Origin of the sequence: Pseudomonas shirazensis (assembly GCF_050496565.1) — a bacterium.
GTDB lineage: Bacteria > Pseudomonadota > Gammaproteobacteria > Pseudomonadales > Pseudomonadaceae > Aquipseudomonas > Aquipseudomonas shirazensis_A.
In genome coordinates, this window is record NZ_JBNWAE010000003.1 from 21,630 (window position 1) to 44,547 (window position 22,918).

The following is a 22,918-nucleotide window of genomic DNA, read 5'->3' on the forward strand; positions in this document are numbered from 1 at the left end:
CTGATCGCGTGTTGGCACACATAAAAAAGCCCGGCGAACCGGGCTTTATCAAGCAACACGCTATTACTGAGCAGTCTTCAGCTTGATCACATCACCGGAAACGTGTGGTCGCGTTCAGTAAGCGCGGACTTTGCAATTGGTCTGCGCGCTTGTAACAATCCCGGCCCTTTGGCGGTCATGCAGCCGCCGTACAAGTCCTGCCCATTTTGACAAGGAGCTTCAACCGTGGAATCACGCAGTCTGGCTGCAGAGATCTTCTTCAGCATGCCGTCCCATCTGTGGGTCTTGCCAGTAGCGGGCGTGGTCGGCTTTTTCGGCATGCGCCTGGCCGCGCAATCGCCCGAGCGGGAGTCACTGTTCAAAGGCGTGACGTATCTGATCCTGCTGGCATTGGCATTGTTGCCCAACGCCTACTACCTGCTGAGCCCGCCGACGCCGGACATGCCTGAACTGCTGGCGCAGGGCGGGCTGTTGCCCAATTACAAAGGCCTGGTTTACCTGGACGCGTTCTACGCATTCGCCGGCTGGGCATTGAGCTGGGTCGTGCGGCAGAAGTTCGACGCCTGAGGCTGCTCAGGTCACTGCAGGGTCGTCGGCTTGAACGTGTCCTGCAACTGGGCGAACGTCTGCTCGATGCCGGTAATCAGCTTGTCCAGATGGTCGGCTTCGGTGTCGTTACCGACTGCGCGCTGACGATCGCGTTGCTGACAAAGGGTGAGGAGGTTTTTTTGCAGTGCTAGGGCTGACTGGTCGTAATTTTCCATCTCGATTCTCTGGCTCATGGCGTCCCTGCCGTTGTAGGAATGAGCCGACCGTATCAGCTCATTCTGGGAGCCGGAACTGCGTTTTCGTACAGTAATTGCACGGCTGTAGGCCTAATCCTACAAGCCGATCAGAGCCGTCCTACGATGACTGTGTGCCGATATTTCGAAACGTTTGTGTTCAATGCGCTTGCAGGCCAAGCGGTGCAGTGTTTCCAACGTTTTTGTCTGCATTCTGAAATAATTTCTTACTGCACCTGTATCCGACTAGCTGCACGGCTCCCGTGAAACGACATGTTGCAATTGACCCTGCTCGGCGGCCTCCTGCTCAAGCCATTGGGTGACTAACGCGGCTGCCGAACCAGTGGCCGCATGTTGGCCAGTGAGTATGTAGAAGCCTGCTTGAGTGGGTAGCTCATGGCCCGCCAAGGCCAGTACCAGCGTACCAGCCTGGAGGGCGTTGGCTACCAGCAGCGCTGGCACCAAGGCGATGCCCATGTCTTGCTCGGCAGCCTCGATCGCCAGGATGGTTTGCGAGAACGCCGGGCCGGTAAACCGGGTGCCTGGCTGGCCGTAGTGATCGAACCAGCGTTTCCAGTTGTTGTGGCTGTCGGAAACCAGCGGCGCACTGGCCAGATCAGCCGGTACCTGCCAGTCACCGGCGTTACGCAGTGACGGCGCGCACACGGGCAGGGCCTGGCCCGCCAGCAGGTGACGGGCGTGACAGCCCGCGAAAGGGGCCGTGCCCCAGCGCACGGCCATGTCCACCGCGCCTTTGCCGGTCAGCGGCCGGGTGCTGTCAGAGGCATCGATCATCAGCGCGATCTGCGGATGTGCGGCCGCCAGTCGGCCCAGTCGCGGGATCAACCAGCGGCTGGCAAAGGCTGGCGTGGTGCTGAGCACTACCTGGTCGGGCTCGCCCGGGGCGCTTTGAGCGAGCAGCTCGCTGGTGGCGTCTTCGATGATGTGCAACGCCTGTTGCACCCGTTGCAGGTACTCGCGGCCCTGGGGCGTCGTGCACAGGCCGCGTGGCAGGCGTTCGAACAGGGCCATGCCGAGCTTCTCTTCCAGCGTGCGCACTTGCTGGGCGACTGCGCCCTGGGTGACGCTCAGCGCCTCGCCGGCAGCGCGAAAGCTGCCCAGCCGGGCAGCGGCCTCAAAGGCAAGCAGATGATTGATCACGCTGGGCGCGGTGCGTCGCTTGGCGGTGCTCATGGGTGCGGCTTCCTGCGGCGCGGGGTTGGCTGATCGGCTGATTCTGGCGTCAAGGTGGCCTGCGAGCAACAAGTTCGCCGGCAGTTGCGCTAGCATGGCGGGCTTTAACGAAATTGGGGGACAGTTTGATGAGCACGCCGACCTTGCGTCAGGCCACCTTGCAGGATGTGGAGCGCTGCTACCAGATCGAAACCAGCGCCTACGAGGGCGATGAGGCGGCCACGCTGGAGAAAATAGCCACGCGCATCGAGCAGTATCCAGAGGGCTTTCTGATTCTGGAACTGGATGGCGAGATTGCTGGTTTCATCAACAGCGGTTGCGCCGAGCAGGTGGTGATGTCCGATGAGGCCTTCAAGGAGCTGGTCGGGCATGATCCGCGTGCTGCCAATGTGGTGATCATGTCGGTGGTGGTCGACCCGGCGTTGCAGGGGCGCGGCTTTGCCGGGCTGCTGATGGCGCACTTCGTCGAGCAGATGCGCGCACGGGGCAAGGCGACTATCCATCTGATGTGCAAGCAACACCACGTCGCTCTGTACGAAAAGTTCGGCTATCGCTATGTACAGCCATCACCCTCCGACCACGGTGGCATGAGCTGGCACGAGATGGTCATGGATTTGTAAGTCGGTTTCATGATGTGGGGTACGCCAACGTCGGCCCTACGTGCACTCAGCCAGGGAGAGGCAAGTGAAGTACATCGTTATCCAAGCGCATCGATCCGGATACCCGCGGCCGATCCGCGTCGCCAAAGGCGATCTGCTCGAGATCGGCCAGCGTTACGAGGGTAGCGAGAGCTGGCTGGACTGGTACCTGTGCACCTGCACCGGGCAGGAGCCTGGCTGGATCCCTGCGCAGCTTATCGAGCGGGTTGGCGTAGCCCAGGGCAGGGCGCTGGAGCATTACTTCGCGCATGAGCTGGATGTTGATCCGGGGCAGCAGGTGCTTGCCCTGCAGCCCATGAACGGCTGGCTGTGGTGCCGCCGTGTTGGCAATGGTGAGTTGGGCTGGTTGCCTCTCGAGAAGCTGCAACTGCTGGAGTGACGCATTGAAAGGGTGCCCGCGGCCAGCTGCCGCCTCATCTGATCTGCTTTTTTTCCGCGAACCTGCATCTGTAACCGTATCAGCCGAAGGCGGAAAATACCTCACAAGCCCAGTCGACTGACCGTTGCATGCCAAGCTACTTGTGCCGCGATGGTCCGCCCTAGGCCAGCTACGCCAATTCGTGTTCACACTGTAGAGGTTCCAATGGGCAAGCTTGCGCTGTTCCTCGGTGGTTTTCTGCTGCTGACAATCTGTATCGGCCTTTTGGGTACCATTCCGCCGCCTTGACCGGCGATACCCCGCTGCCGGCCCGCCGCTTCACCAGGCGGGCCAGAGCTGCCGCGCTCAGCCCCCTGTGTATCAACCCATAGCCGAGTGGCCTACAAGCCGACTCGGCGTTGTCGTATGTGCGATAAGTCGTTCTTTGCCTTGGGAAAACTGTCCACAGAAAACGTGGGTAGGTCTGTGGATAAATCGCTGCAGGTTAGGTGGTTAGTGGCCTGCGTTAGATTGAGCAGAATTTGAGCAGCGATTATCGGCCTGGATTCAGACGGTCTGCTGTAGGGCCTGTTCGGCGAGCTCGACGCGATTGCGGCCATGTGCCTTGGCGCGATACAGCGCCTTGTCGGCGCATACCAGCAGTGCGTCCAGCGCAGGCGATGGGCCGCGCTCGGCACAACCTGCCAAACCGATGCTGACGGTCATCTGCAGGCGCGGGTCGGCGTGGGTCAGGTGTAGGTCCTGCACTGCACGGCGCAGGCGTTCGGCAGTGAACTGGGCATGCTCGGGCGCAAGCCCGGGCAAGATCACGACAAACTCCTCGCCACCCAACCGGGCAAACAGCTCGCCATCGCGCAGCTGCTCTTGCAGGGCATGGGCGAAGGTGCGCAGCACCTGGTCGCCGACACCGTGGCCATGGCGGTCATTGATGCTCTTGAAGTGATCGATATCGAGCATCATCAAGGTCAGCGGCATGGCCTGATCAAGCTGCTGGCGGCTGTCGAGCAGGGCATTGGCCAAACGCGTGAAGGCGCTGCGGGTGAGGGCCCCGGTCAGATGATCGATGGTTGCCTGATGCTCAAGCCGCGCCAGCAGGCTCCGGTTGGCATTGCTCACGCAGGCCACTACCAGAGGGCCTAGTACCAGCATGGCGATGCCCAGCCGTGCCGACATCAGTGTGGTCACCCCCGGCACGCTTTGCGGCACGCTGAAGTGCATGAGGTTTTGCGCCACGGCGACGATCAAGCTGCTGCCCGCCATCAGCGCCAGTAGCGACACAAGGAAGGGTGAGTAAGTCCAGGCACACCAGAGCAAGGCGGCGATCGGGAACGCAATCGCGCCAGGGCCGCCAAACACGATACTCAATGCCAATGAACCCACCAGCACGAGTAGCGGTGCCAGGCGAATCGGCTTGCCGCCGCCATGTACCAACACGCCCCGCGAGGGCGCGGTAAGCAGGGCCGGCACGATCAATATGCAGGTGGAAAACTGTTCGCTGAACCAGGCCAGCCAGGTCGCGCGCATCGATTCCTGAAACCACGGTGCCGACATCAGGCAGGCCATGCTTGCCGCCACCATGGCACCAGCGGCGCACGCGGCAAACACGCAAAGCACGCCCTGAGGGCTGCGCATGCGTCGGTGCTGGCGTGGCAAGCGCACCAGCAGCAGCCAAACCGTGACGATCACGCTCAGATTGCACAGGTTGAACCACAGCGCCGGTTGCCAATTACTCCCGCAGGCCAGGTCGGCAGCCACCATCGCCAGCCACACCAGGGTGAAGCCAAGCGCAGTAGCCTGGCGGGGGTAGCGCAGCAGGACGCCTGCCAGCACTGCGTTGACCGGCCAGAACAGCGATAACGACTCGATCGGGCGGGCGAGAATGCCGCCCAGGGTAAGGGCCAGGGTCAGGCTGAACAGGACAACGTAAGGCAAGAGCTGCGAGCGTGCTGGAAACACCATGGGTTCTACCGGCTGGCATAGACGGATCCAGGACAACGACTGCAGGCACCTGGGACATTAGTGTCAGTGTGTTTCGCCAGCCCGCCTGCTGTCAAATTGCCTCACTAGAGCCCAAAGAACCACGGCACCATCACCACAGTAACCAGCATCACCAGCAGGGTGAACGGCACACCGACTTTGACGAAGTCGGCAAAGCGGTATTGGCCAGGCCCCAGGACCAAGGTGTTGACCGGCGAAGACACCGGCGTCATGAACGCCGCCGAGGCTGCCAGTGCAACAGTCATGGCGAACGGGTATGGCGACATGCCCAGTTGATGGGCGGTGCTGATCGCCACCGGCGCCATGAGCACGGCAGTGGCGGTGTTGGAGATGAACAGGCCGATGAGCGCAGTCACGGCAAACAGGCAGGCAAGGATGGCGCTGGGCCCGGCATTGCCGAGCAGGCTGACCAGGCCGCCGACCGCCAGGTCGATGCCGCCGGTTTGCTGCAGGGCCAAGGCAAACGGCAACATGCCGACGATCAGCACCAGGCTCTGCCAGTGGATCGCTCGGTAGGCGCTGTTCATGTCGATGCAGCGCCCGGCGCCCATCAGCAGGCAGCCGATCAGCGCGGCGATAACGTTGGGGACCAACCCGCTGACCATCAAACCAACCATCACCGCCAGGCTGATCAAGGCGTATGGCGCGCGGGTACGTGCCGGCGCCACCTGATCTATCTCGGCAGGCAGGCTCAGCACCAGAAAATCCTTGGGTTGGCTTTGCAGCTGGCGCACGGCTTTCCAGGGACCAACCACCAGCAAGGTATCGCCTTGGCGCAGTTTTTCTTCCACCAGTTGCTCGTCGATGGCGGCCTGTTCGCGGCGCAGACCGACTACGTTGAGGTCGTAGCGGCTGCGGAAGGTCAGCTCGAGAATACTTTTACCGATCAGTTGCGAGCCGGGTGGCAGCGACACTTCGGCCATGCCCAGTTCCTGCGACTGATCGATGAAGTAGGCGGCCTTGAAGTGCAGCGGCTCAAGGCGCATCGATTGGCACAGGCTGCGCAGATCATCGCGGTTGGCGAACAGATCGAGCAGCAGCACATCGCCCTGTTGCAAAACGCTGTTGGAGTCGGCGCTGATCACCCGGGTGGTGAACTTGTGCTGGCGCTCGATACCGATCACGTTGGCGCCGTGACGGGTGCGTAATTCCAGTTCACCCAGGGTATGCCCCACCAGCGGTGAGTCAGGGCGAATGCGCAAGCGCCGTTCGCGGCCATTGAGCTTGTAGTCGAGCACCAGATCGAGCAGGGTGCGCCGACTTTCGGTGCGGCCATCCTTGCGTACTTCGCCGTTGAGCCAGCGTCGGGTCAGCAGCATGTAGCCGATGCCCAGCACCAGCACTACCAGACCGAACGGGGTAAAACTGAAAAAGCCGAAGCCCTGCTCGCCATGACGCACCAGCTCGCTGTGCACAACCACGTTGGGCGGCGTGGCAACCAGGCTGAGCATGCCGCTGATCAAACCGGCAAAGCTCAACGGCATCATCAGTCGGCTGGGTGCCAGGCCCAGGCGTGCGGCAATGCTCAGCACCACCGGAATAAAGATCGCGACAACGCCAGTCGAGCTCATCACCGAACCCAGTCCGGCTACTGAAACCATCAGCAAGACCAGCAAACGCGCTTCGCTGTTGCCTGCACGGGCGCTCATCCATTCTCCGATGCGGTAGGCAATGCCGGTGCGCACCAGGCCTTCGCCGATGACGAACAGCGCCGCGATAAGCACCACGTTAGGGTCGCTGAAGCCGGCCAGGGCTTGCTCTACAGTGAGGATGCCGGACAACGGCAGAAAGACGATGACCAGCAACGCAACCACGTCCATGCGCGGGCGGTTGAGGATGAATAACAGGATAACCACGGCCAGCAGGCCGAGCACCGTGAGTAGCTCAGGGTTCATGACGAGGAAGTGATCCTTCACGCAGGGGGCACACAAGACAGTAGCAGTCAGTGTGGCAGTTTGGCGTGATGGGGGTGTTGATGTAATGCAGGTTTTTGACGCGCTGTGCTGGCGCAGGGCGGGGTCAGGCCAGGCTTTGTCAGGGTGGGGCGGCTTTCGACTGCCAGGGCTGGGTTGCAGCCCTGGCTTCACTCACATTGTGATCAGTGGCGATGGCGGCGCTTGTGCTTCTTCTTGCTGCCGCCGTTGTCGCCCAGGTGGTTACCCACGGCGCCACCTGCTGCACCGCCCAGGCCAGCGCCGACGGTCGAGCCGGTCGAGCCGCCGAGGGCGCCGCCGACCAGCGAACCACCTGCCGAACCCAGGCCGCCACCCAGCGCAGCCTCGGTGCGATTGCCTTTGCGCGCACCGACGGCGCTGCCGGCAGCGCCGCCCAGGCCTGCGCCGATAGCCGCGCCGGTGCGGCCGCCCATCTGTTGACCGACCACATTACCCAGCACGCCGCCGAGGCCGCCGCCGATGGCTGCAGTGCCGTCACCGGCAAAAGCGCTTTGGCTCAGCAACAGACCCAAGGCGAGAGAAGGCAGAGTCAGACGCATAATGGTGAACCTCGAAACAAGTGGCTAAGTCAGGTCATTGATCCGTAAGGGATTACGGGGTACTCACTAGGACCGGGTTCGATCGATTTGGTTTCTTCGACAATGAATTTTTTGTCACTCGATGGAATGCTCGGGCTTGATGGCTGCTGATCTGTCCCGTTCGGTCATGGCCGGTTTGCCCGGGGCGCCCTAGACTGGTTGGCAGGCCGCAGTGAGACGGCCACCCGCTGCCTGGTTAACCAACATGATCGCCCATACCCCTACGCTGTTCGCCGCCGTCGCGCTGGTCGCCACCATCATGGCGTTCTGTCTGTTGCTGGTGGGTCAATACAACCGCCGTGACAACCTGCTGCTGACTGGCTGCGGCCTGCTCGCGCACGCCCTCGCATACGTCTGCTACACGCTGTATGCCCAGGTTCCGCTGTGGGTCAGCTATGCCTTGGGCAACAGCCTGCTGTCACTGGCGTTGGCGTTCTACACGGCAAGCTTGTTTCGGGTGCGTGAACTGAAAGTCCCGTGGCGGGTTATTTTCATCATTCCGTTGTGCATGTTAGGCGGGCTGATGCTTCTGCTGGAGACGCTCGAGCCGCGCATGCTGCTGGCCACCGTAGTGCTCATGGCTCAATGCGGGCTGTTGCTGCATTGGGCGCGGCGTCATGCCGAACGTCCCGGTCGGGCGCATCTGCTGTTGGTGATCGGCGCTTCTATAAGCCTGGTGGGCCTGGGCATGCGGGTTATCGCGGTGCTGGCTGGGGAGGCAGCCGAGATGCGCTACGACATCAGCAACCTCAAGCAGACCGTGTCGGTGGCGATCGGCACGGTAACAGTGATGATGTATTCGCTCGGCCTGGTGCTGATGGCCAAAGAGCGCAGCGAGTCGCGCTTGCAGCACATGGCGCTGCACGATGTGCTGACCGGCACTTACAACCGGCGGGCCATCCTCCAGCGTTTCGACCAGGAGCTGGAGCGCGCCCGTGATGAGGGCAGTCACCTGGCGGTGGCGATGATCGATATCGACCATTTCAAACGGATCAACGATCTGTATGGCCACCTGGCTGGGGATGAGGTGCTTTGCCACTGCGTTCGCCAGCTACAACGACGCCTGCGGGCGGCTGACAGCCTGGGGCGTTATGGCGGGGAGGAGTTCCTGCTGCTGTTGCCACATACGGACCGCGAGGGCGCGATGGCGGCGCTGCAGAGTTTGCGTCAGGCTATCGCACAAAACCCGGCGCAGTTCGATGACGACACCATCGAACTGCGCTTCAGCGTTGGCTTGTGGTGCGCAGTGCCCGGGCCTGATGAAAGTGCTGCAGCGCTGCTCGGGCGAGCGGATGCGGCGCTGTATCAAGCCAAGGCGGATGGGCGTAATACCGTGCACATGGCAGCAGTGTCTGGCCCCTGTTAGATCACTTGGAGTGAATGGCCAGTACGACGCCGTTGGTGATCTGCACCAGCACGAAGCGATTGCCCATTTTCACCCAATGGCTTTCTTTTTCCGGCGCTGGCAGACCGTTGGCTTTCCAGTCAACCACGGCGGCATCATCGCGCTTGTATTGATCCGGGGCCTTGTCGCCGACCTTCAGTTCGCGGTCGTGGGTTTCCGGCGCCTTGACGCTCTCGACATTGCTTTCGGCTGCGGTGGCAGCCAATGGCAGGCAAGGCAGAGTGGCAGTGAGCAGCAGGGCGGACAGCAGTGGGCGCATTTTCATGCACAGTCTCCAAATGCAATAGGTGTGTTAATGCGACAACAGCTGAGTGTCGAGAATTCACTTGTGCAGGCACGCAAATGCTAGAGTCGCGTTCTTTTTTGCCCTCGAGGATGAAACATGCGTGCAATTGTGCCGATGGCCGCAGCTTTGATGCTGCTGGGGTGTGCCTCGTCGACCATGGATGCCGCGCGCGGCACTGCGCCGACTGCGCAGCTGAAGTCGCAAAAGGCTGCGGAACTGGTTGCTCAATGCATCCAGTTCAGTTGGCAGGATGAGGCAGCCTTTGGGGTCGATGCCAGTGGTTACCTGCAGCCGCGCAAGAGTGGCGGCTTGACGGTATATACCCGTGAGGCAGAGTCGTTTGCCGACATCTACCCGCAAGACGGTGGCACGCGCGTCGACTATTACGCGCAAAAAGCCGACACCACTGCACTGCGCCGCCGGGCTGCTGCGGCGACCTGCCTTTAATCGACCGGCTCAGGACAGAAAACCACCGTCGACATTGAGCAGGGTGCCGGTGGTGTAGCTCGAAGCGTCACTGGCCAGGTACAGCACTGCGCCGGCCATCTCGCTGGGCGCCGCCACACGCTTGAGCGGGATCTGCTGCAGGGCCACATTGAGGATGGCGTCATTCTTGACCAGCGCCGAGGCGAACTTGGTATCGGTCAGGCCTGGCAGCAAGGCGTTGCAGCGGATGCCGAACTGCGCGCACTCCTTGGCGAACACCTTGGTCATGTTGATCACCGCGGCCTTGGTCACCGAGTAGATGCCCTGGAACAATCCGGGGGACACGCCGTTGATCGAGGCGACGTTGATGATGCTGCCACCGCCGTGCTCGCGCATCAGCTTGCCGGCCTCTACCGACATGAAGAAGTAACCGCGGATGTTGACGTCGACGGTCTTCTGAAAGGCGCCCGGGTCGGTGTCCAGCACGTTGCAGAACTGCGGGTTGGTGGCCGCGTTGTTGACCAGGATGTCGAGCCTGCCGAACTGCTCGCGAATGCCGGCAAACACCTGTTGGATCTGGTCCAGTTCACCGATATGGCAGGCCACTGCAGTTGCTTTGCCGCCGGCTGCGATGATTGCGTCGGCGACCTGCTGACAGCCGTCGAGCTTGCGGCTGGAGACAATCACATGCGCGCCTTGCTCCGCCAGCAAGTGGGCGATGGCTTCACCGATGCCGCGGCTGGCGCCGGAGACGAAGGCGATCTTGCCGTCGAGGTCGAACAGTTGCGTCTTGGCCATGCTGTATCCCTTGTTGTGTGTGGTCAAAGTGCGGACTTGCCGATCACTTGCAGCGCCATCTGCTCAAGCAGACGGTTCATGTGAATGAACTGCGCGAAGCGTTTGTCCTGCGTCTGGCCGTGGTGGAAGCGGTAATAGATTTGCTGGACGATCCCTGCGAGGCGGAACAGTCCATAGCAATAATAGAAGTCGAAGTTGTCAATGCGGATGCCGGCGCGCTCGGCGTAGTAGGCCACGAACTGCGCTCGGCTGAGCATGCCCGGCGCGTTGCTTGGCTGGCGCCGCATCAGTTGCATTGGGGCGGGGTCGTCGGCCTCGATCCAGTAAGCCAGGCTGTTGCCCAGATCCATCAACGGGTCGCCGAGGGTGGTCATCTCCCAGTCCAGAACGCCGATGATCCGCATCGGGTTGGCTGCGTCGAGGATGACGTTGTCGAAGCGGTAGTCGTTGTGCACGATGGCTGAGCGCGGGTGGTCGGCAGGCATCTTGGCCCGCAGCCAGTCGATGACCTGCTGCCAGCGTGGCGCATCTGGGGTGGCGGCCTTCTCATAGCGGCTGATCCAGCCCTCGATCTGGCGCTGCACGTAACCCTCGGGTTTACCCAGGTCATCCAGGCCGCAGGCGCGGTAGTCCACTTGATGCAATTCCACCAAACGGTCGATGAAGCTTTTGCACAGGGCTTCGGTGCGTTGGGCATCGAGGCCCAGCCCCGGCGGGATGTCCGAGCGCAGGATGACCCCTTCGACCCGGTCCATCAGGTAAAACTCGCCGCCTATCAGGTTTTCGTCGGTGCAGTGCAGGTACGCCTTGGGGCAATACGGAAAACCACTGTTGAGCTGATTGAGGATACGAAACTCACGGGCCATGTCGTGCGCTGACTTGGCCTTGGCACCAAAGGGCGGGCGCCGCAACACGAACTCACGCTGCGGGTAGCTGACCAGATAGGTCAGGTTGGAAGCGCCCCCCGGAAACTGACTGATCAGCGGCATGCCTTCAAGGCCAGGCAAATGAGCTTTGAGATAGGGATCGATGACGCTGGCATCGAGTTCTTCGCCGGGGCGTACCTGGGTGGACTGGTCAGTCAACGTCATGCGTGTTCCTTATTCTCGGTGTCGAGGATTATTGGCTAATCTAATCGGCCTGCAGAAACGGAACAAGCGTACCAGTCGCCATATAGGCAGGCGTGTTGGCGCTTGATCAGTAGCCTTGATGCGCGTTACCTGCACTGTGCGCTGAGCACCGGATCAGGCAAAAAAAAACCGAAGCCGGTGCCGGCTTCGGTTTCTTTCATGCAGTCGTGTTTGCCACTCAGGCAGGGAACAGCTCGCTGAGTTTCATCGACAGCATCATGTCGCCTTCAACGCGCAGCTTGCCGCCCATGAACGCTTGCATGCCATCGGTTTCGCCGCTGACGATGCCTTTGAGGGTTTCGCTGTCCAGCACCAGGGTGCAGTTGGCGTCTGGGTTTTCACCTTCCTGGATGTCGCAGGTGCCGTCTTTGACGACCAGCGCGTATTGCTTGTCTTCGTCGGTGATGTTGAAGCCGAACACCAGGTCCAGGCCTTCAGCAGCAGCGGGATTGAACTTGGCTTTCATCGCTTCGACGGCTTTAGCTACATCGCTCATGGTGTATTCCTTGTTAAGTGAAATTCGCGTCCGCAGGGACACAACAGGCCGGGCTCACCTATAGGTGATGAGCTCCGGCGCCTTCAACAGCTGCACATGGGCCTGGCAGTTGAAGGAAGCCAATGCCACGTCATTGCCGCGAAACTTCAGCTGGCTGAACGACGTGTTGATAATCTGCCAGTTCAGCGCAAACGCCTGGCTGGGGGTAATGCCGGTAATCAGGTGGAGCAGGGCGGCGATGCTGCCGCCCGAGGTGAACACAGCCACATTGTCGCCGCTGTCGGCGGCGTCCAACACCCGCTGCAGGGCACTGCGCAGGCGGCCGGTAAAAGCCTCCCAGCTCTCCAGCCCATCGGCCGGATGCTGGCCGTCGTGCCAGCGCTGGACCATCAAGGCAAACAGGCGCTGAAACTCGCTGCGGTTTTGCGCAGCGTTGCTGAGCACATGCAGCGCCTGCGGCTCATCTGGCAGCAGCGCCGGCAACAGTGTGCGAATTACCCCATCGGCGTCGAATTCATTAAATCCAGCATCGGTCTCCAGCGCCGGCACCGCACAGCCCAGGGTGCTCATGGCTTCGAGCGCGAGCAGGGCGGTGTCCTGTTGCCGGCGCAGGTCGCCGGCGATGCAGCGCTCCAGGCGCAAGCCGAGGTTGGCCAGATGGCTGCCCAGGGCCTGGCTCTGACGCACGCCGATTGGCGACAGTACGTCGTAGTCGGCGGCACCAAACGAGGCTTGGCCATGTCGGATCAGGTAGAGGTTGCCCACATCGATATCCGGCCGAGTGAAGTTGCTGGGAGGTTAGGATGCGCCAGAGTGGCTGTCAACGAAAAAACATACAAGCGTTTGAAAAGCTTGTTTGAAAGATGTTGCCAGCGTTTTCGCCTGCTGGCAGTGCCCCGTACGCCCCGGTATGCTGGCAGCAGTTTCGCACCGTGCAGGTGCTGATTTATCAAGGAGTCAACGTGGAGTTTCTTGCAGAATACGCAAGCTTTCTCGCCAAAACCGCCACCCTGGTGATTGCTTTACTGGTGGTGCTTTCGGCTATTGCCGGCCTGCGCGGCAAAGGCCGCGGCAAGCCCGGCGGGCAGTTGCAGGTCACCCGTCTCAATGACTTCTACAAGGCGCTGCGTGAGCGGCTTGAGGCGGGCCTGTTCGACAAGGCTCAGCTCAAGGCGCTGCGCAAGCAGCAGGCCAAGGCCGACAAGCAGCAAAAGAAAGCCAAGGGCGAGGACAAGGCGCGGGTCTTCGTGCTTGATTTCGATGGCGACATCAAAGCCTCTGCTACCGAAAGTCTGCGTAACGAAATTACCGCGCTGCTGACTCTTGCAACCCCGCGTGATGAAGTGGTTCTGCGACTCGAGAGCGGCGGCGGCCTGGTGCATAGCTATGGCCTGGCCTCGTCGCAACTGGCACGCATTCGTCAGGCTGGGATCCCGCTCACCGTCTGCATCGACAAGGTTGCTGCCAGCGGCGGTTACATGATGGCCTGCATCGGCGACAAGATCGTCAGTGCGCCGTTTGCCATCCTTGGCTCGATCGGCGTCGTCGCTCAGTTGCCGAACGTCAATCGCTTGCTGAAAAAGCACGACATCGATTTTGAAGTACTGACCGCTGGTGAGTACAAGCGCACGCTGACCGTGTTCGGCGAGAACACCGAGAAGGGCCGCGAGAAGTTCCAGGAAGACCTCGACGTCACCCATCAGCTGTTCAAGGATTTTGTTGGTCGTTACCGGCCGCAGTTGCATATGGACGAAGTGGCCACCGGTGAGGTCTGGCTGGGTGTTGCGGCGCTGAACATGCAGCTGGTCGATGAGCTGCGCACCAGTGACGAATACCTCAGCGACCGCGCCCGTGAAGCCAACCTGTACCACTTGCGATTCGCAGAACGCAAAAGCCTGCAGGAGCGTATTGGTGTGGCTGCCAGCGGCGCGGTTGAGAACACCTTGGTGGGGCTGTGGAGCAAGCTCGGCCGCTTACGCTAACACCTTGAACCCCTTGAAGATTTTTTCTGACATGGGGGTTGCAAGGCCAAGCGAATGCAGACATAATGGCGTCCATTGAAGCGCAGCAAGCTTGAAAAAGCGCTGAAGTTTCAAGGAGATAGCAGGGCGCAAGCCGCTAGATCCAACCTTTGAGGCCGAGTAGCAAAGTGGTTATGCTCCGGATTGCAAATCCGTCTACGCCGGTTCGATTCCGACCTCGGCCTCCATATTTGAAAGCCCCGCAGATTAACGTCTGCGGGGTTTTTCTTTGTGGGTCGGAAACGTTTGGAGTGAAGCAGCTGAAGCCCGATGCTTTGGTGGTAATTGCCGAGGGGCAGAAATGACCGATGAGGTACCTGGGTAGCCGAGCAGGTGCGGAGTGACTTGGCAACAGCCTCCGACCTCAGCGTCAACCGTGTGGCTAGAGGCTACGCCGCGCTCAGCAGTTTTTTGACCTCGGCGATGATCGAGTCGATGTTGAATGGCTTCGGTAATACCGCATCAAATAAATCCGGCCTCTGCACACCAATATGCGCCTGGGCGCCACTGATCAGGATAATAGGCACCTGATTCATCGATGGCAGGGCTCGCACGGCTTTGGCAAACTCCAGGCCGTCCATGGCAGGCATCATGAAGTCGGTGATGATCAAGGCTGGCTTGACCCTGTCCAGAGCATCAAGTCCTTTTCGACCATTGCTGGCCGTTACCACGGTAAACCCCTCATCCTCCAGCGCGAAGCTGAGAATGTCAGCAATTAAATATTCGTCGTCGACGACCAAGATGGTAGTCACTTTATGTCAATCCACTCAAAAACCTAAGAGATAGAACCAGAAAATCACGCAGTTGGGACTGGTGGTTCATGTCTTGAAGCCTTTTTGAGTAAAACATCCTGGGCATGGATGACGACCTCGAATCGCGAGGGGTCATAAGCGCTGTCTCGAACTTTAAGAACGGAAAGCGTTCTCTTTAGTTCAAAGTCATTCTCGGCGAAGCGCATCAGCATCAGGTTGTCGACGATGCTCGACAGGTCGGAGTTTGGCGCGCTGACCTCGGAGCCCAGCAGGTCACGCATTTCCCACGATGCCAGTACCGTGACGCCTCTGGAGCGCAGTTCATTCATCAGCGCACTGAGGAAGTCAGTAATCCTTGCCGGATTGGTTGCAACCCGGGTCATGCCGCTCAGGCTGTCGACGAACACGCGCTTGATGCCCTTTTCTTCGACGAGACTCAGTAAACGTGCGCCAAGTCCGTCCAATAGGCCTTCAGTCGTGGGCTGCCAGGCAATGGTCAGGGCGCCGCTGTCTTCCATGCCTTTGATGTCGATGCCCAGTGAGTCGCCCTTGAGCCGCAGCCGTTGCGGGCTTTCGTAGAAGCCAAAATGCAGCCCTGGGCTGTCCACCGTTGACTCGGCCAGAAACTTCAGACCCAGTGTCGTTTTACCGATGCCGGAAGGGCCCATGACCAACGATACGCTGGAGCTGTAAAGCCCGCCCCCCAATATCGTGTCGAGCGAGTCAATCCCGCTGCCAATGCGCGTCATATCGGCGCTGTCGGGTGCGGACGGATGGCTGTACAGACTTTCCAGGCGAGGATAAACCACGAGCCCGTCGTCGGTAATCTCGCACTCATGAAGACCTGCCAGCGCGGCACTGCCGCGGGTTTTGCGCAGTTGAATGCGCCGTACCGAGCGGGTGCCGAACAGCTCTTCGCCTATTTCAATGACGCCATCGACCATGGTGTGCTCAGGGCTGCCGTCGTCCAGCCGTGAGCTGGTGAGAAACAGCACCGTGCAGCCAGCAAATGCGGCGTGGCCCTGCAGCTCTGAAATGAATTTTTTGGTGTCGATGTGTGAGTCGGCTTTGGAGCGCGCATTGAGCAGGCCGTCGACGACCAGCACGGTGGCTTTGCGACGGCTGATCTCGCGACGCAGCAGCTTGACTACCTCGTCCAGGCCTTCGTTTTCAAGCGTGTCGAACGCACTGACAAACTGAATCTCTTCACCAATCTTGGTGGAGTCGAAAAAGCTCAGTGTGGAAAGAAACTGAAAAAGACGGTCATGTGACTCGGCCAACAGCGTGGCAACCAGAACGCGGCCGCCATTGTTCGCATGATGGAATCCAAGTTGGTTGGCCAGGATCGTTTTACCCGAACCTGGGCGCCCTTGGATAATGTACGAGGCGCCTGCGACCAGCCCGCCCTTGAGCAGAGCGTCCAGTCCTTCTATTCCACTTTGGAGGCGTTTGAGCTTTTCCACGATGCGACCCTGATCTGAAAAACAGGCTGTTAAGCCGACTAAGGGGGTGATGCTAACTCCAATTTGGTTCAGGGGCTATTGCCGCCTGATGCAGACTTGGTGAAGGACTCGGCAGATCATGGCAAGCCACCTGGCTCATCACTGCTTCCTTTTGGACTTTGCCTGGGTTTTGTATCGGATCCAGCGAAACCCAGCAGGTACCCTTCGGAAGCTGGGGTTCTGTAGGGATCCCGGCCATCTACGGAAAGGTTCTGTGAGGACAAGGCTTTACGAACTCCCGGATGAAGCTTGGGGTCGGCCTCCGCACTATTCATTGAGACGCTCTGGTGGTCGAGCCAGTGACATCAGCTACCTCCAGCCTGTGCGTGCGGAGTCAGCATTCCCTCAAGGCCACGTAGTCGTCCGCGTAAACGCTGTAAATGGCTTTTTCCATACGGCGATTGCGACAACTCTTTTCGTACAGAGCTTAAGTAATGACGGATGTGGGGTGACGCCGCAGTTGGTGCAGGCTGGCAAGTCCATGATCGGTACTGCCCTGCAGTCTTACCTGACATTTCTGTCAGTAGCGCGGATTCGTGGTGCGGTGTGCAATGTTGCGTACTCCCCCTCACTCGGTATGGAATTACGCGGTGTTGGCCAATATGAGTCATTCAAAAATGAGGTAGCACACTATGAGTACTGAAAACAGCATCGCTGCCGCTGCAGCACGCATGGCGGCAACTGACTCTCGCTCGAATACTGCAGGCCTTGATGCCCCTGCATTTAGCAGCAAGAACCCGTTGTTGGCTGATACGGCAGATGATGATCCGAATCAGTTACCGAAACACCTGCGCGGCACCGATTTGACGATTGATGTGCCAGTTTTCGAGCAGGGCCCAGATGGCAGAAGGGGGGTAATCGATCTCTACTGGAACGGCGCCCTGGTGGATACATCGTCTATGTTCACGACGCCGATTACCGATTTTCCTGTGGAGCTGACGTTGCCAGCATCCGAGACGACTATGCAGGGGCGTTTTTCCTTGTCATATGAACTCAATCTCGTCGGCAACGTCACGTCATCGCTGCCGTTGGAGGTGAATATCGATACGGCAACTCCCAATGATAACCAGCCCGGTACACTGGTTACTTTGCCGCGTGAAGTGGAGGCTGATGGGATCACCAGAGAGTACCTGGATGCAAATGGTGGCAAGGTAGTGGTTAGTGTCCGAGGTGATTATGCAAATGCCAAGATCAATGATGTAGTGACGCTGTTTTTTGGGCCCTCGGATGCCTTGGCGAAAGAAGTCGGGATTTTCACCCGTACAGAATTGTCTGTGCCGGTTACGTTTGATTTGCTGGAAAGTCATATTACCTTTGAGGGCAAAGGTGCGTTGTACTACACGCTCACCGACCGTAAAGGAAACGTAGGGCCAAACTCAACTTACAAGACCGTCCTGGTGATATTGACGCCCGCGCCCTCGCATCGCTAGCCTCTGTCCCGAGAGATTTAATGCGGTAATGCTGCGTCGAAAAAAGCCTCGGGATTTTCATTGCAACCTTGAAACCTGTGAGTATGCGAATATTGCTAGCATTCCGCAGTGCACATCCAAAGCGCCTTAGCCGCTTGAGCGCATGAGCCCAGCCCCGCGCTGGGTTTTACGACTGGACGCTAACTGGCGTGTGGTTCGGACATTGCAATTCTCTTGACGCGTTCGTTATGCCCGTTGTGGTCTAGATCAGCTTTGCGTGGGTGCTCAGTTCGTTGACGTACTTCTTCCAATCAGGTGCAAAGCGCATTCATTTGCTCGCCTTGCTGATGAGGAAGTGGTGATCTACTCCCCTTGTGCAGATCTAGCCGTTCGCCTTTCTAGCAAGCTCTACCGCCGCACTAATCGCCGCTCGCGCCTGCGGGCTGTACTTCCAGCAAGTTGACCCCAGCGCTGCCGAGGCCTGCGCCAGAATGTCGTCAACGTTCGCATCGCCCAACATCTGCAGCGATTCAATGCCCATCTGCTCAAGCCTGCTGATAACCGTCGGGCCTACGCCCTTGAGCGCCAGCAGGGCTGCGCGTTCGTCCGCTGAAAACGGCATGGTTCATCCTCTTTCCGTGAGTTTCGCCAAGCTTCACTCATATTCGAGGTCACCACAACCGAGGCAAGGGCGCGAAGTTTTACGCTCGGTAATCTTGCTGATATCTGCGCAAATTTGGCAGGGATCTCGCTTTATCTGGCTTTAAAGTCCTGCTTGCGTACTTTGCGGTGTATAGTGGCGGGCGAGTCCTCTCTCTGAGTGGCTCATCAGTGAGGTATCAGCATGTCCCAGTCTGCGACCCATCACGCTCAACTGCGCTTGAATGAGCAAATTGAGCAGTTCTTGTCCAAGGGCGGCGAGATCAAGGAAGTGCCAAGAGGCGTCAGCGGTTTCAACCCTGCCGCGCCGAAGGTGCACTGGACCAAGGCTCAGGCTGCCAAGACGCCGTGAGTCTGCAGTGACAGGTGTCCTTCGGCGCGGGCGCGTATGCGCTGCGCTGGCTGGACGCCGAGTTGCGCGCTTGCCGAATCGCAGGCAAAGAAAACCCGCCAACGGTGGGCGGGTCTAAAGATCGTACGGAGCCTGTGTAGTATCTGGCCGGGCTTGTCAGTAAAACGTGAAGACGATGTAGCAAGATCATTCAGGTGATCTGCAGGCGAAAAAAAAGCCCGCCGTTAGGCAGGCAAGGATTCTTGAAGGGAGCTCAGGCAGGGTGCAATGCCCTGGTTAAGTCGGGATTAACAGTTCAGCCGTTGACCTGCACCGATGATCGCTTTATACAGGCGAGCTATTCAAGGAGCCTGGTATGAGCGACGAACACGACCTCCACGAACCCGAACACGATCATCTGCTTGATCACGAATTCCTCTATGAAGACTTTGCACCCGAGGCCGATGCCCAAGGTTTGCTGGATGAGGTCGAGGATGACGAAAGCACGCTCGATGAGAGCACCCTCGATGACAGCGACGACGAATATGACCATCCTGCCTGGCACGATGACGTAGACGACTGACTCACACCAGCACGCAGCTCAAGCCGATCGCAAGCACTCAGCGCCGATCCAGCGAGAATCTCCCAGCGCCCGTCACGGCGAGCAGCAGCAGGCCACCGACAATGCTCATGTTCTTGAAGAACTGGGTCATGTTGGCGCTGCGCGCAGGCTCGACCATGTCCCAGAACGGGTGGCCGATCAGTGCGGTGCCGACCACGAATAGCGCGAACAGCATCGCCAATGGTCGCGTGTAGAAGCCAAGAATCAGCACGATTGCGACGAAGAACTCCATGATCACTGCGATGACAGCTGCAAGTGTTGGTGCAGGTGCACCTATCGACGTGAAGTAGCTGACCGTGCCTTCAAAGCCGGTTAGCTTGCTCCAGCCCGAGAGCACGAACAGGATCATCAGCAGGATGCGTGCGAGCAGGATGATTGCATCGCGTTGACCGGCGAACAGGGTATAGCGCATGGTGGGGTACCAGTGAAGTTGGATGATTTCACTGTAGCAGGAGTTGCGAGCAATTCTTGCGCGCAAACAAAAGGCGCCCCGTAGGGCGCCTTTTACGCAATAGTGGTGCGAGTGGCGGGACTCGAACCCGCAAGGCTCACGCCGGCAGATTTTAAGTCTGCTGTGTATACCAATTCCACCACACTCGCACGCTTGAAAGGGTCTGTGCGACCGGCACGTCGTGAAACAAGTGCTCTGCAATCAAGCGCGCTTTATAACCCATCGTTATAGATGCGTCAACAAAACACCCCTCCATGCAGGAATTTCTCGGTGATCCCTGAAGTCTGAACTGTAGGCAATTGACACGATAGTGTCATTAAGCCACTGTTCGCGACTTTTCAGGCGACCACGCTACTCACTGGGAGCGATAAGTCGGCTACTCGTCAAGGGCTTCGCTTAGGCTGTAAAGGGCGAGTAGACTCAACGTTATGTTTATGCCTCACCCTGTGGTGCCTGTGGAGTTTTCATGGTTTCAACCGACCACCCGGACCAATCCGAAATGACCGCCAACCGCTACGAGCAGCTCGTTCAGTCGGTGGTTGATTACGCTATCTACATGCTTGATCCCTCTGGCCGCGTAGTGTCGTGGAACGCAGGCGCAGAACGTATCAAGGGCTATAAGGCCGCAGAGATCATCGGTCAGCATTTTTCCGTGTTTTTCACGCCTGAAGACTGCGCCCAGAATCGCCCTGAACAGATCCTGCGCAAGGCCTTGGACAATGGCGTCGCCCAGGATGAAGGCTGGCGCGTGCGTCAGGATGGTACGCAATTCTGGGCCTTGGCTGCGTTGGACGTGGTGCGTGATGAGCAGGGTCAGATCATCGGCCTGGCCAAGGTCACGCGCGATATCACCGACCGGCGCGAGTCTGCGCTGCAGCTCGACGCGGTACGCGCGCAGTTGTTCCAGGCGCAAAAGCTCGAAGCGCTCGGCCAGTTGACCGGCGGGCTGGCGCATGACTTCAACAACCTGCTGACGATCATCCTCAGCTCGGCGCGGATGGCCAGCAATAGCCAGGACCCGCAGCGGGTCCAGCGCCTGCTCGAACACATCATCGATGCAGGGCAGCGGGGCACTCAGCTGACTCAGCAACTGCTCAGTTTTGCCCGCCATCGCCAGTTGAGTTCGGCAAGAATTGCTCCGCTCGCGCTGATTGACTCGACCCGTGGCTTGATCGAGCACGCGCTACCCAGCAGCATCGAATTCGAGCAGCAACTGGCGGCAGAGCTGCCGCTGATCGAGGCTGACCCTGGCCAATTGCAGATGGTGCTGCTCAATCTGCTGTTCAATGCGCGCGATGCGATCGAAGGTGAGGGGCGGATTCGCCTCGAGGTCGATTGCGTGCAGTTGGCAGGTGAGGTCGAGGGCCTGTACGGGCCGTTCGTGCGGTTCAATGTGCAAGACTCCGGCGCGGGTATCGAGGCGCATGTGCTGCCGCGTATCTTTGAGCCGTTTTTCACCACCAAGCCGTTTGGCAAGGGCACCGGGCTGGGTCTTAGCCAGGTGTATGGCTTTGCCAAGCAGAGCAATGGTGCCATCTGTGTGTCCAGCAAGGTCGGGGAGGGCACCAGTATGTGCCTGTACCTGCCGGCGGTGCTGAGCCCCCCTTAACGCGAACCCGACAGGTAGCGGCCATGGTTGAAGTACTCAAGCGAGTCGAGTCAGGTATCGAAGGGCTGGATGCTTTACTGCGGGGCGGCCTGGTCGCGGGCGCGTCCTATGTCGTCCAAGGCCCGCCTGGGGCGGGCAAGACCATCCTCGCCAACCAGTTGGCGTTCGGCCATGTGCGCAATGGCGGGCGGGTGCTGGTGGCCACTCTGCTTAGCGAATCTCATGAGCGGTTGTTCCAGTACCTGTCGACGCTGGAATTCTTCGACCCGGCGCTGATCGGCGATCAGATCCAGTTTGTCAGCGCGTTCGACACCCTCGAACAGGAGGGCCTGGATGCCGTGGTGCGGCTGATACGTCAGGAGATTGGCCGGCAGCAGGCCAGCCTGCTGATCGTAGATGGCCTGCTCAATGCCCGCATACGTGCCGAAACCACGCTCGACACCAAGAAATTCATCTCCGAGCTACAAGGGCATGCCGCCTTCGCGGGCTGCACCGTGCTGCTGTTGACCAGTTCGCGCCTGCAGGAAGGCAGCCCCGAACACACCATGGTCGATGGCGTCATCGAGCTGGGCGAGACGTTGGTTGGCAGCCGTGCCGTGCGCACTATTCAGCTGCGCAAGACCCGCGGCAGCGCTGCGTTGTCTGGCTTGCACGAGTGCCAGATCGATAGCGCCGGGCTGACGGTGTTTCCGCGTCTGGAGGCGCTCTACAGCCATCCCAGCCACCCTGGCTCGGAGACAATGGAAGCTATCAGCACCGGCTCGCAAGCGCTGGACGACATGCTCGGCGGTGGCGTCAGTGTCGGCTCCACCACCTTGGTAATGGGGCCGTCGGGGATCGGCAAAACTTCCCTGGGCCTGGCATTCGTAGCGGCTGCGTCACCTGCACAGCCGGCGGTGCATTTTGGCTTCTACGAATCGCCCACCCGATTGCGCCAGAAGGCCAGTGCCTTTGGTTACGACTTCGCTGCGCTGGAGCGCTCGGGGGCATTGCTGTTGAGCTGGCAGCCAACCACTGAAGGCCTGCTCGATCAGGTCGGCGCGCGCTTGCTGAAACAGGTAGATAGCCTCGGCGCCAAGCGCGTGGTGATCGACAGCCTCGGCGCACTCAGCCGGCTGGCATTCGATCCGGCGCGCATCAATGGCTTCTTCCGCGCCCTGATCGGCGAGCTGCGTGCCCGCGATGTGACGATGTTGATGACGTGGGAAGTGCGTGATCTGTTTGGTGCCGAAGTCAGTGCGCCGTCACCCGACATGTCGAGCATCGTCGATAACCTGATCCTGACCCGCTTTGTCGAGCTCGATTGCCGACTGCGGCGCATGCTGTCACTGCTCAAGGTACGCGACAGCGACTACGACCCTGCGCTCCATGAGCTGTGCATGGGGCCGGATGGGGTGGTGGTGCGCAAGGCGTTCGAAGGTGCCAGCGCAATGCTTAGCGGCACGCCTACTCAGTCGGAGGGCGGCTGAAAGTCC

25 protein-coding genes and 2 tRNA genes are annotated in these 22,918 nt (G+C 59.7%); 12 read left to right on the top strand and 15 right to left on the bottom strand.

All coding sequences use genetic code 11. The features are described 5' to 3' along the window. Positions 1-225 precede the first annotated feature (225 nt). Positions 226-567 (top strand): hypothetical protein, encoded by a 342-nt coding sequence (locus ACQZ2L_RS05830; protein WP_430325185.1) that lies wholly within the window; start codon positions 226-228, stop codon positions 565-567. A gap of 11 nt (positions 568-578) precedes the next feature. Here the strand turns inward: ACQZ2L_RS05830 and ACQZ2L_RS05835 are convergent, their stop codons facing one another. Then, positions 579-782: a hypothetical protein gene (locus ACQZ2L_RS05835; protein ID WP_430325186.1), complete on the bottom strand. Its 204-nt coding sequence runs from the start codon at positions 780-782 to the stop codon at positions 579-581. A gap of 246 nt (positions 783-1,028) precedes the next feature. Then, positions 1,029-1,976, bottom strand: coding sequence for a LysR substrate-binding domain-containing protein (locus ACQZ2L_RS05840; RefSeq protein ID WP_430325187.1), 948 nt, complete (start codon positions 1,974-1,976; stop codon positions 1,029-1,031). Between the two features lie 128 nt (positions 1,977-2,104). Here ACQZ2L_RS05840 and ACQZ2L_RS05845 point away from each other — a divergent pair, with 128 nt between their 5' ends. Further along, the gene (locus tag ACQZ2L_RS05845; protein WP_430325188.1) at positions 2,105-2,596 is read left to right on the top strand and encodes a GNAT family N-acetyltransferase; all 492 of its coding nucleotides are present in this window, start codon (positions 2,105-2,107) and stop codon (positions 2,594-2,596) included. A 64-nt stretch (positions 2,597-2,660) separates the two neighbouring features. After that, positions 2,661-3,014, top strand: a complete 354-nt coding sequence (locus ACQZ2L_RS05850; protein ID WP_430325189.1) for an SH3 domain-containing protein — start codon at positions 2,661-2,663, stop codon at positions 3,012-3,014. Positions 3,015-3,560: 546 nt separating this feature from the next. Here ACQZ2L_RS05850 and ACQZ2L_RS05855 read toward each other — a convergent pair. From ACQZ2L_RS05855 to ACQZ2L_RS05865, 3 genes are all read right to left on the bottom strand, one after another. Continuing rightward, positions 3,561-4,973, bottom strand: coding sequence for a diguanylate cyclase (locus tag ACQZ2L_RS05855; protein WP_430325190.1), 1,413 nt, complete (start codon positions 4,971-4,973; stop codon positions 3,561-3,563). Between the two features lie 104 nt (positions 4,974-5,077). Continuing rightward, positions 5,078-6,907 (bottom strand): SLC13 family permease, encoded by a 1,830-nt coding sequence (locus ACQZ2L_RS05860; protein ID WP_430325191.1) that lies wholly within the window; start codon positions 6,905-6,907, stop codon positions 5,078-5,080. Positions 6,908-7,110: 203 nt separating this feature from the next. Next, complete coding sequence (locus ACQZ2L_RS05865) at positions 7,111-7,506, bottom strand: bacteriocin (RefSeq protein WP_430325192.1); 396 nt, start codon at positions 7,504-7,506, stop codon at positions 7,111-7,113. Positions 7,507-7,750: 244 nt separating this feature from the next. On the opposite strand from ACQZ2L_RS05865, the gene ACQZ2L_RS05870 reads away from it, so the two are divergent. After that, a complete protein-coding gene (locus ACQZ2L_RS05870; protein ID WP_430325193.1) occupies positions 7,751-8,911 on the top strand; it encodes a GGDEF domain-containing protein in 1,161 nt (386 codons plus the stop codon). A gap of 1 nt (position 8,912) precedes the next feature. Here ACQZ2L_RS05870 and ACQZ2L_RS05875 read toward each other — a convergent pair whose 3' ends face one another. Continuing rightward, positions 8,913-9,215: an RcnB family protein gene (locus tag ACQZ2L_RS05875; protein ID WP_430325194.1), complete on the bottom strand. Its 303-nt coding sequence runs from the start codon at positions 9,213-9,215 to the stop codon at positions 8,913-8,915. A 117-nt stretch (positions 9,216-9,332) separates the two neighbouring features. Here ACQZ2L_RS05875 and ACQZ2L_RS05880 point away from each other — a divergent pair, with 117 nt between their 5' ends. Next, positions 9,333-9,683 (top strand): hypothetical protein, encoded by a 351-nt coding sequence (locus tag ACQZ2L_RS05880; protein WP_430325195.1) that lies wholly within the window; start codon positions 9,333-9,335, stop codon positions 9,681-9,683. Positions 9,684-9,692: 9 nt separating this feature from the next. Here ACQZ2L_RS05880 and ACQZ2L_RS05885 read toward each other — a convergent pair whose 3' ends face one another. The 4 genes from ACQZ2L_RS05885 to ACQZ2L_RS05900 form a co-directional block, all read right to left on the bottom strand. Beyond that, positions 9,693-10,460, bottom strand: a complete 768-nt coding sequence (locus ACQZ2L_RS05885; protein WP_430325196.1) for an SDR family oxidoreductase — start codon at positions 10,458-10,460, stop codon at positions 9,693-9,695. Between the two features lie 23 nt (positions 10,461-10,483). Then, positions 10,484-11,551 (bottom strand): phosphotransferase family protein, encoded by a 1,068-nt coding sequence (locus ACQZ2L_RS05890; protein ID WP_430325197.1) that lies wholly within the window; start codon positions 11,549-11,551, stop codon positions 10,484-10,486. Positions 11,552-11,768: 217 nt separating this feature from the next. After that, entirely contained in the window at positions 11,769-12,086 is a 318-nt protein-coding gene (locus ACQZ2L_RS05895) for an SCP2 sterol-binding domain-containing protein (protein ID WP_101320731.1), read from the bottom strand. Positions 12,087-12,140: 54 nt separating this feature from the next. Next, positions 12,141-12,851 (bottom strand): histidine phosphatase family protein, encoded by a 711-nt coding sequence (locus tag ACQZ2L_RS05900; RefSeq protein WP_430325198.1) that lies wholly within the window; start codon positions 12,849-12,851, stop codon positions 12,141-12,143. A 197-nt stretch (positions 12,852-13,048) separates the two neighbouring features. Between ACQZ2L_RS05900 and sohB the strand changes: the two genes are divergently transcribed. Both sohB and ACQZ2L_RS05910 read left to right on the top strand, forming a co-directional pair. Beyond that, entirely contained in the window at positions 13,049-14,068 is a 1,020-nt protein-coding gene (sohB, locus tag ACQZ2L_RS05905; RefSeq protein WP_430325199.1) for a protease SohB, read from the top strand. Between the two features lie 153 nt (positions 14,069-14,221). After that, positions 14,222-14,295, top strand: a tRNA-Cys gene (locus ACQZ2L_RS05910). A gap of 201 nt (positions 14,296-14,496) precedes the next feature. On the opposite strand, the gene ACQZ2L_RS05915 is transcribed toward ACQZ2L_RS05910, so the two are convergent. Both ACQZ2L_RS05915 and ACQZ2L_RS05920 read right to left on the bottom strand, forming a co-directional pair. Beyond that, the gene (locus ACQZ2L_RS05915) at positions 14,497-14,859 is read right to left on the bottom strand and encodes a response regulator (RefSeq protein ID WP_430325200.1); all 363 of its coding nucleotides are present in this window, start codon (positions 14,857-14,859) and stop codon (positions 14,497-14,499) included. A 44-nt stretch (positions 14,860-14,903) separates the two neighbouring features. After that, positions 14,904-16,322, bottom strand: coding sequence for an ATPase domain-containing protein (locus ACQZ2L_RS05920; protein WP_430325201.1), 1,419 nt, complete (start codon positions 16,320-16,322; stop codon positions 14,904-14,906). Positions 16,323-16,993: 671 nt separating this feature from the next. On the opposite strand from ACQZ2L_RS05920, the gene ACQZ2L_RS05925 reads away from it, so the two are divergent. Beyond that, entirely contained in the window at positions 16,994-17,791 is a 798-nt protein-coding gene (locus ACQZ2L_RS05925) for a hypothetical protein (protein ID WP_430325202.1), read from the top strand. A 361-nt stretch (positions 17,792-18,152) separates the two neighbouring features. Here the strand turns inward: ACQZ2L_RS05925 and ACQZ2L_RS05930 are convergent, their stop codons facing one another. Next, a complete protein-coding gene (locus ACQZ2L_RS05930) occupies positions 18,153-18,392 on the bottom strand; it encodes a helix-hairpin-helix domain-containing protein (RefSeq protein ID WP_430325203.1) in 240 nt (79 codons plus the stop codon). A gap of 222 nt (positions 18,393-18,614) precedes the next feature. On the opposite strand from ACQZ2L_RS05930, the gene ACQZ2L_RS05935 reads away from it, so the two are divergent. Continuing rightward, positions 18,615-18,782 (top strand): hypothetical protein, encoded by a 168-nt coding sequence (locus ACQZ2L_RS05935; protein WP_178080775.1) that lies wholly within the window; start codon positions 18,615-18,617, stop codon positions 18,780-18,782. Positions 18,783-19,137: 355 nt separating this feature from the next. Beyond that, positions 19,138-19,344 (top strand): hypothetical protein, encoded by a 207-nt coding sequence (locus ACQZ2L_RS05940; protein ID WP_150568829.1) that lies wholly within the window; start codon positions 19,138-19,140, stop codon positions 19,342-19,344. 37 nt (positions 19,345-19,381) lie between these two features. On the opposite strand, the gene ACQZ2L_RS05945 is transcribed toward ACQZ2L_RS05940, so the two are convergent. Then, entirely contained in the window at positions 19,382-19,795 is a 414-nt protein-coding gene (locus tag ACQZ2L_RS05945) for a DoxX family protein (RefSeq protein ID WP_430325204.1), read from the bottom strand. A 103-nt stretch (positions 19,796-19,898) separates the two neighbouring features. Further along, positions 19,899-19,983 (bottom strand) — tRNA-Leu (locus tag ACQZ2L_RS05950). A gap of 317 nt (positions 19,984-20,300) precedes the next feature. On the opposite strand from ACQZ2L_RS05950, the gene ACQZ2L_RS05955 reads away from it, so the two are divergent. Both ACQZ2L_RS05955 and ACQZ2L_RS05960 read left to right on the top strand, forming a co-directional pair. Further along, positions 20,301-21,443 (top strand): two-component system sensor histidine kinase NtrB, encoded by a 1,143-nt coding sequence (locus ACQZ2L_RS05955; RefSeq protein WP_430325205.1) that lies wholly within the window; start codon positions 20,301-20,303, stop codon positions 21,441-21,443. 23 nt (positions 21,444-21,466) lie between these two features. After that, positions 21,467-22,912 carry an ATPase domain-containing protein gene (locus ACQZ2L_RS05960; RefSeq protein ID WP_430325206.1) on the top strand — a complete coding sequence of 482 codons (1,446 nt, stop codon included), beginning with the start codon at positions 21,467-21,469 and terminating at the stop codon, positions 22,910-22,912. The last annotated feature ends 6 nt before the right edge of the window (positions 22,913-22,918 follow it).

Excerpts from the sequence above, each read along its gene's own strand:
- ACQZ2L_RS05835 (WP_430325186.1), bottom strand. The coding sequence starts at position 782 with ATGAGCCAGAGAATCGAGATGGAAAATTACGACCAGTCAGCCCTAGCA.
- ACQZ2L_RS05840 (WP_430325187.1), bottom strand. The coding sequence starts at position 1,976 with ATGAGCACCGCCAAGCGACGCACCGCGCCCAGCGTGATCAATCATCTG.
- ACQZ2L_RS05845 (WP_430325188.1), top strand. The coding sequence starts at position 2,105 with ATGAGCACGCCGACCTTGCGTCAGGCCACCTTGCAGGATGTGGAGCGC.
- ACQZ2L_RS05855 (WP_430325190.1), bottom strand. The coding sequence starts at position 4,973 with ATGGTGTTTCCAGCACGCTCGCAGCTCTTGCCTTACGTTGTCCTGTTC.
- ACQZ2L_RS05860 (WP_430325191.1), bottom strand. The coding sequence starts at position 6,907 with ATGAACCCTGAGCTACTCACGGTGCTCGGCCTGCTGGCCGTGGTTATC.
- ACQZ2L_RS05865 (WP_430325192.1), bottom strand. The coding sequence starts at position 7,506 with ATGCGTCTGACTCTGCCTTCTCTCGCCTTGGGTCTGTTGCTGAGCCAA.
- ACQZ2L_RS05870 (WP_430325193.1), top strand. The coding sequence starts at position 7,751 with ATGATCGCCCATACCCCTACGCTGTTCGCCGCCGTCGCGCTGGTCGCC.
- ACQZ2L_RS05875 (WP_430325194.1), bottom strand. The coding sequence starts at position 9,215 with ATGAAAATGCGCCCACTGCTGTCCGCCCTGCTGCTCACTGCCACTCTG.
- ACQZ2L_RS05880 (WP_430325195.1), top strand. The coding sequence starts at position 9,333 with ATGCGTGCAATTGTGCCGATGGCCGCAGCTTTGATGCTGCTGGGGTGT.
- ACQZ2L_RS05885 (WP_430325196.1), bottom strand. The coding sequence starts at position 10,460 with ATGGCCAAGACGCAACTGTTCGACCTCGACGGCAAGATCGCCTTCGTC.
- ACQZ2L_RS05890 (WP_430325197.1), bottom strand. The coding sequence starts at position 11,551 with ATGACGTTGACTGACCAGTCCACCCAGGTACGCCCCGGCGAAGAACTC.
- ACQZ2L_RS05895 (WP_101320731.1), bottom strand. The coding sequence starts at position 12,086 with ATGAGCGATGTAGCTAAAGCCGTCGAAGCGATGAAAGCCAAGTTCAAT.
- ACQZ2L_RS05925 (WP_430325202.1), top strand. The coding sequence starts at position 16,994 with ATGAGTACTGAAAACAGCATCGCTGCCGCTGCAGCACGCATGGCGGCA.
- ACQZ2L_RS05930 (WP_430325203.1), bottom strand. The coding sequence starts at position 18,392 with ATGCCGTTTTCAGCGGACGAACGCGCAGCCCTGCTGGCGCTCAAGGGC.
- ACQZ2L_RS05935 (WP_178080775.1), top strand. The coding sequence starts at position 18,615 with ATGTCCCAGTCTGCGACCCATCACGCTCAACTGCGCTTGAATGAGCAA.
- ACQZ2L_RS05940 (WP_150568829.1), top strand. The coding sequence starts at position 19,138 with ATGAGCGACGAACACGACCTCCACGAACCCGAACACGATCATCTGCTT.
- ACQZ2L_RS05945 (WP_430325204.1), bottom strand. The coding sequence starts at position 19,795 with ATGCGCTATACCCTGTTCGCCGGTCAACGCGATGCAATCATCCTGCTC.
- ACQZ2L_RS05955 (WP_430325205.1), top strand. The coding sequence starts at position 20,301 with ATGGTTTCAACCGACCACCCGGACCAATCCGAAATGACCGCCAACCGC.
- ACQZ2L_RS05960 (WP_430325206.1), top strand. The coding sequence starts at position 21,467 with ATGGTTGAAGTACTCAAGCGAGTCGAGTCAGGTATCGAAGGGCTGGAT.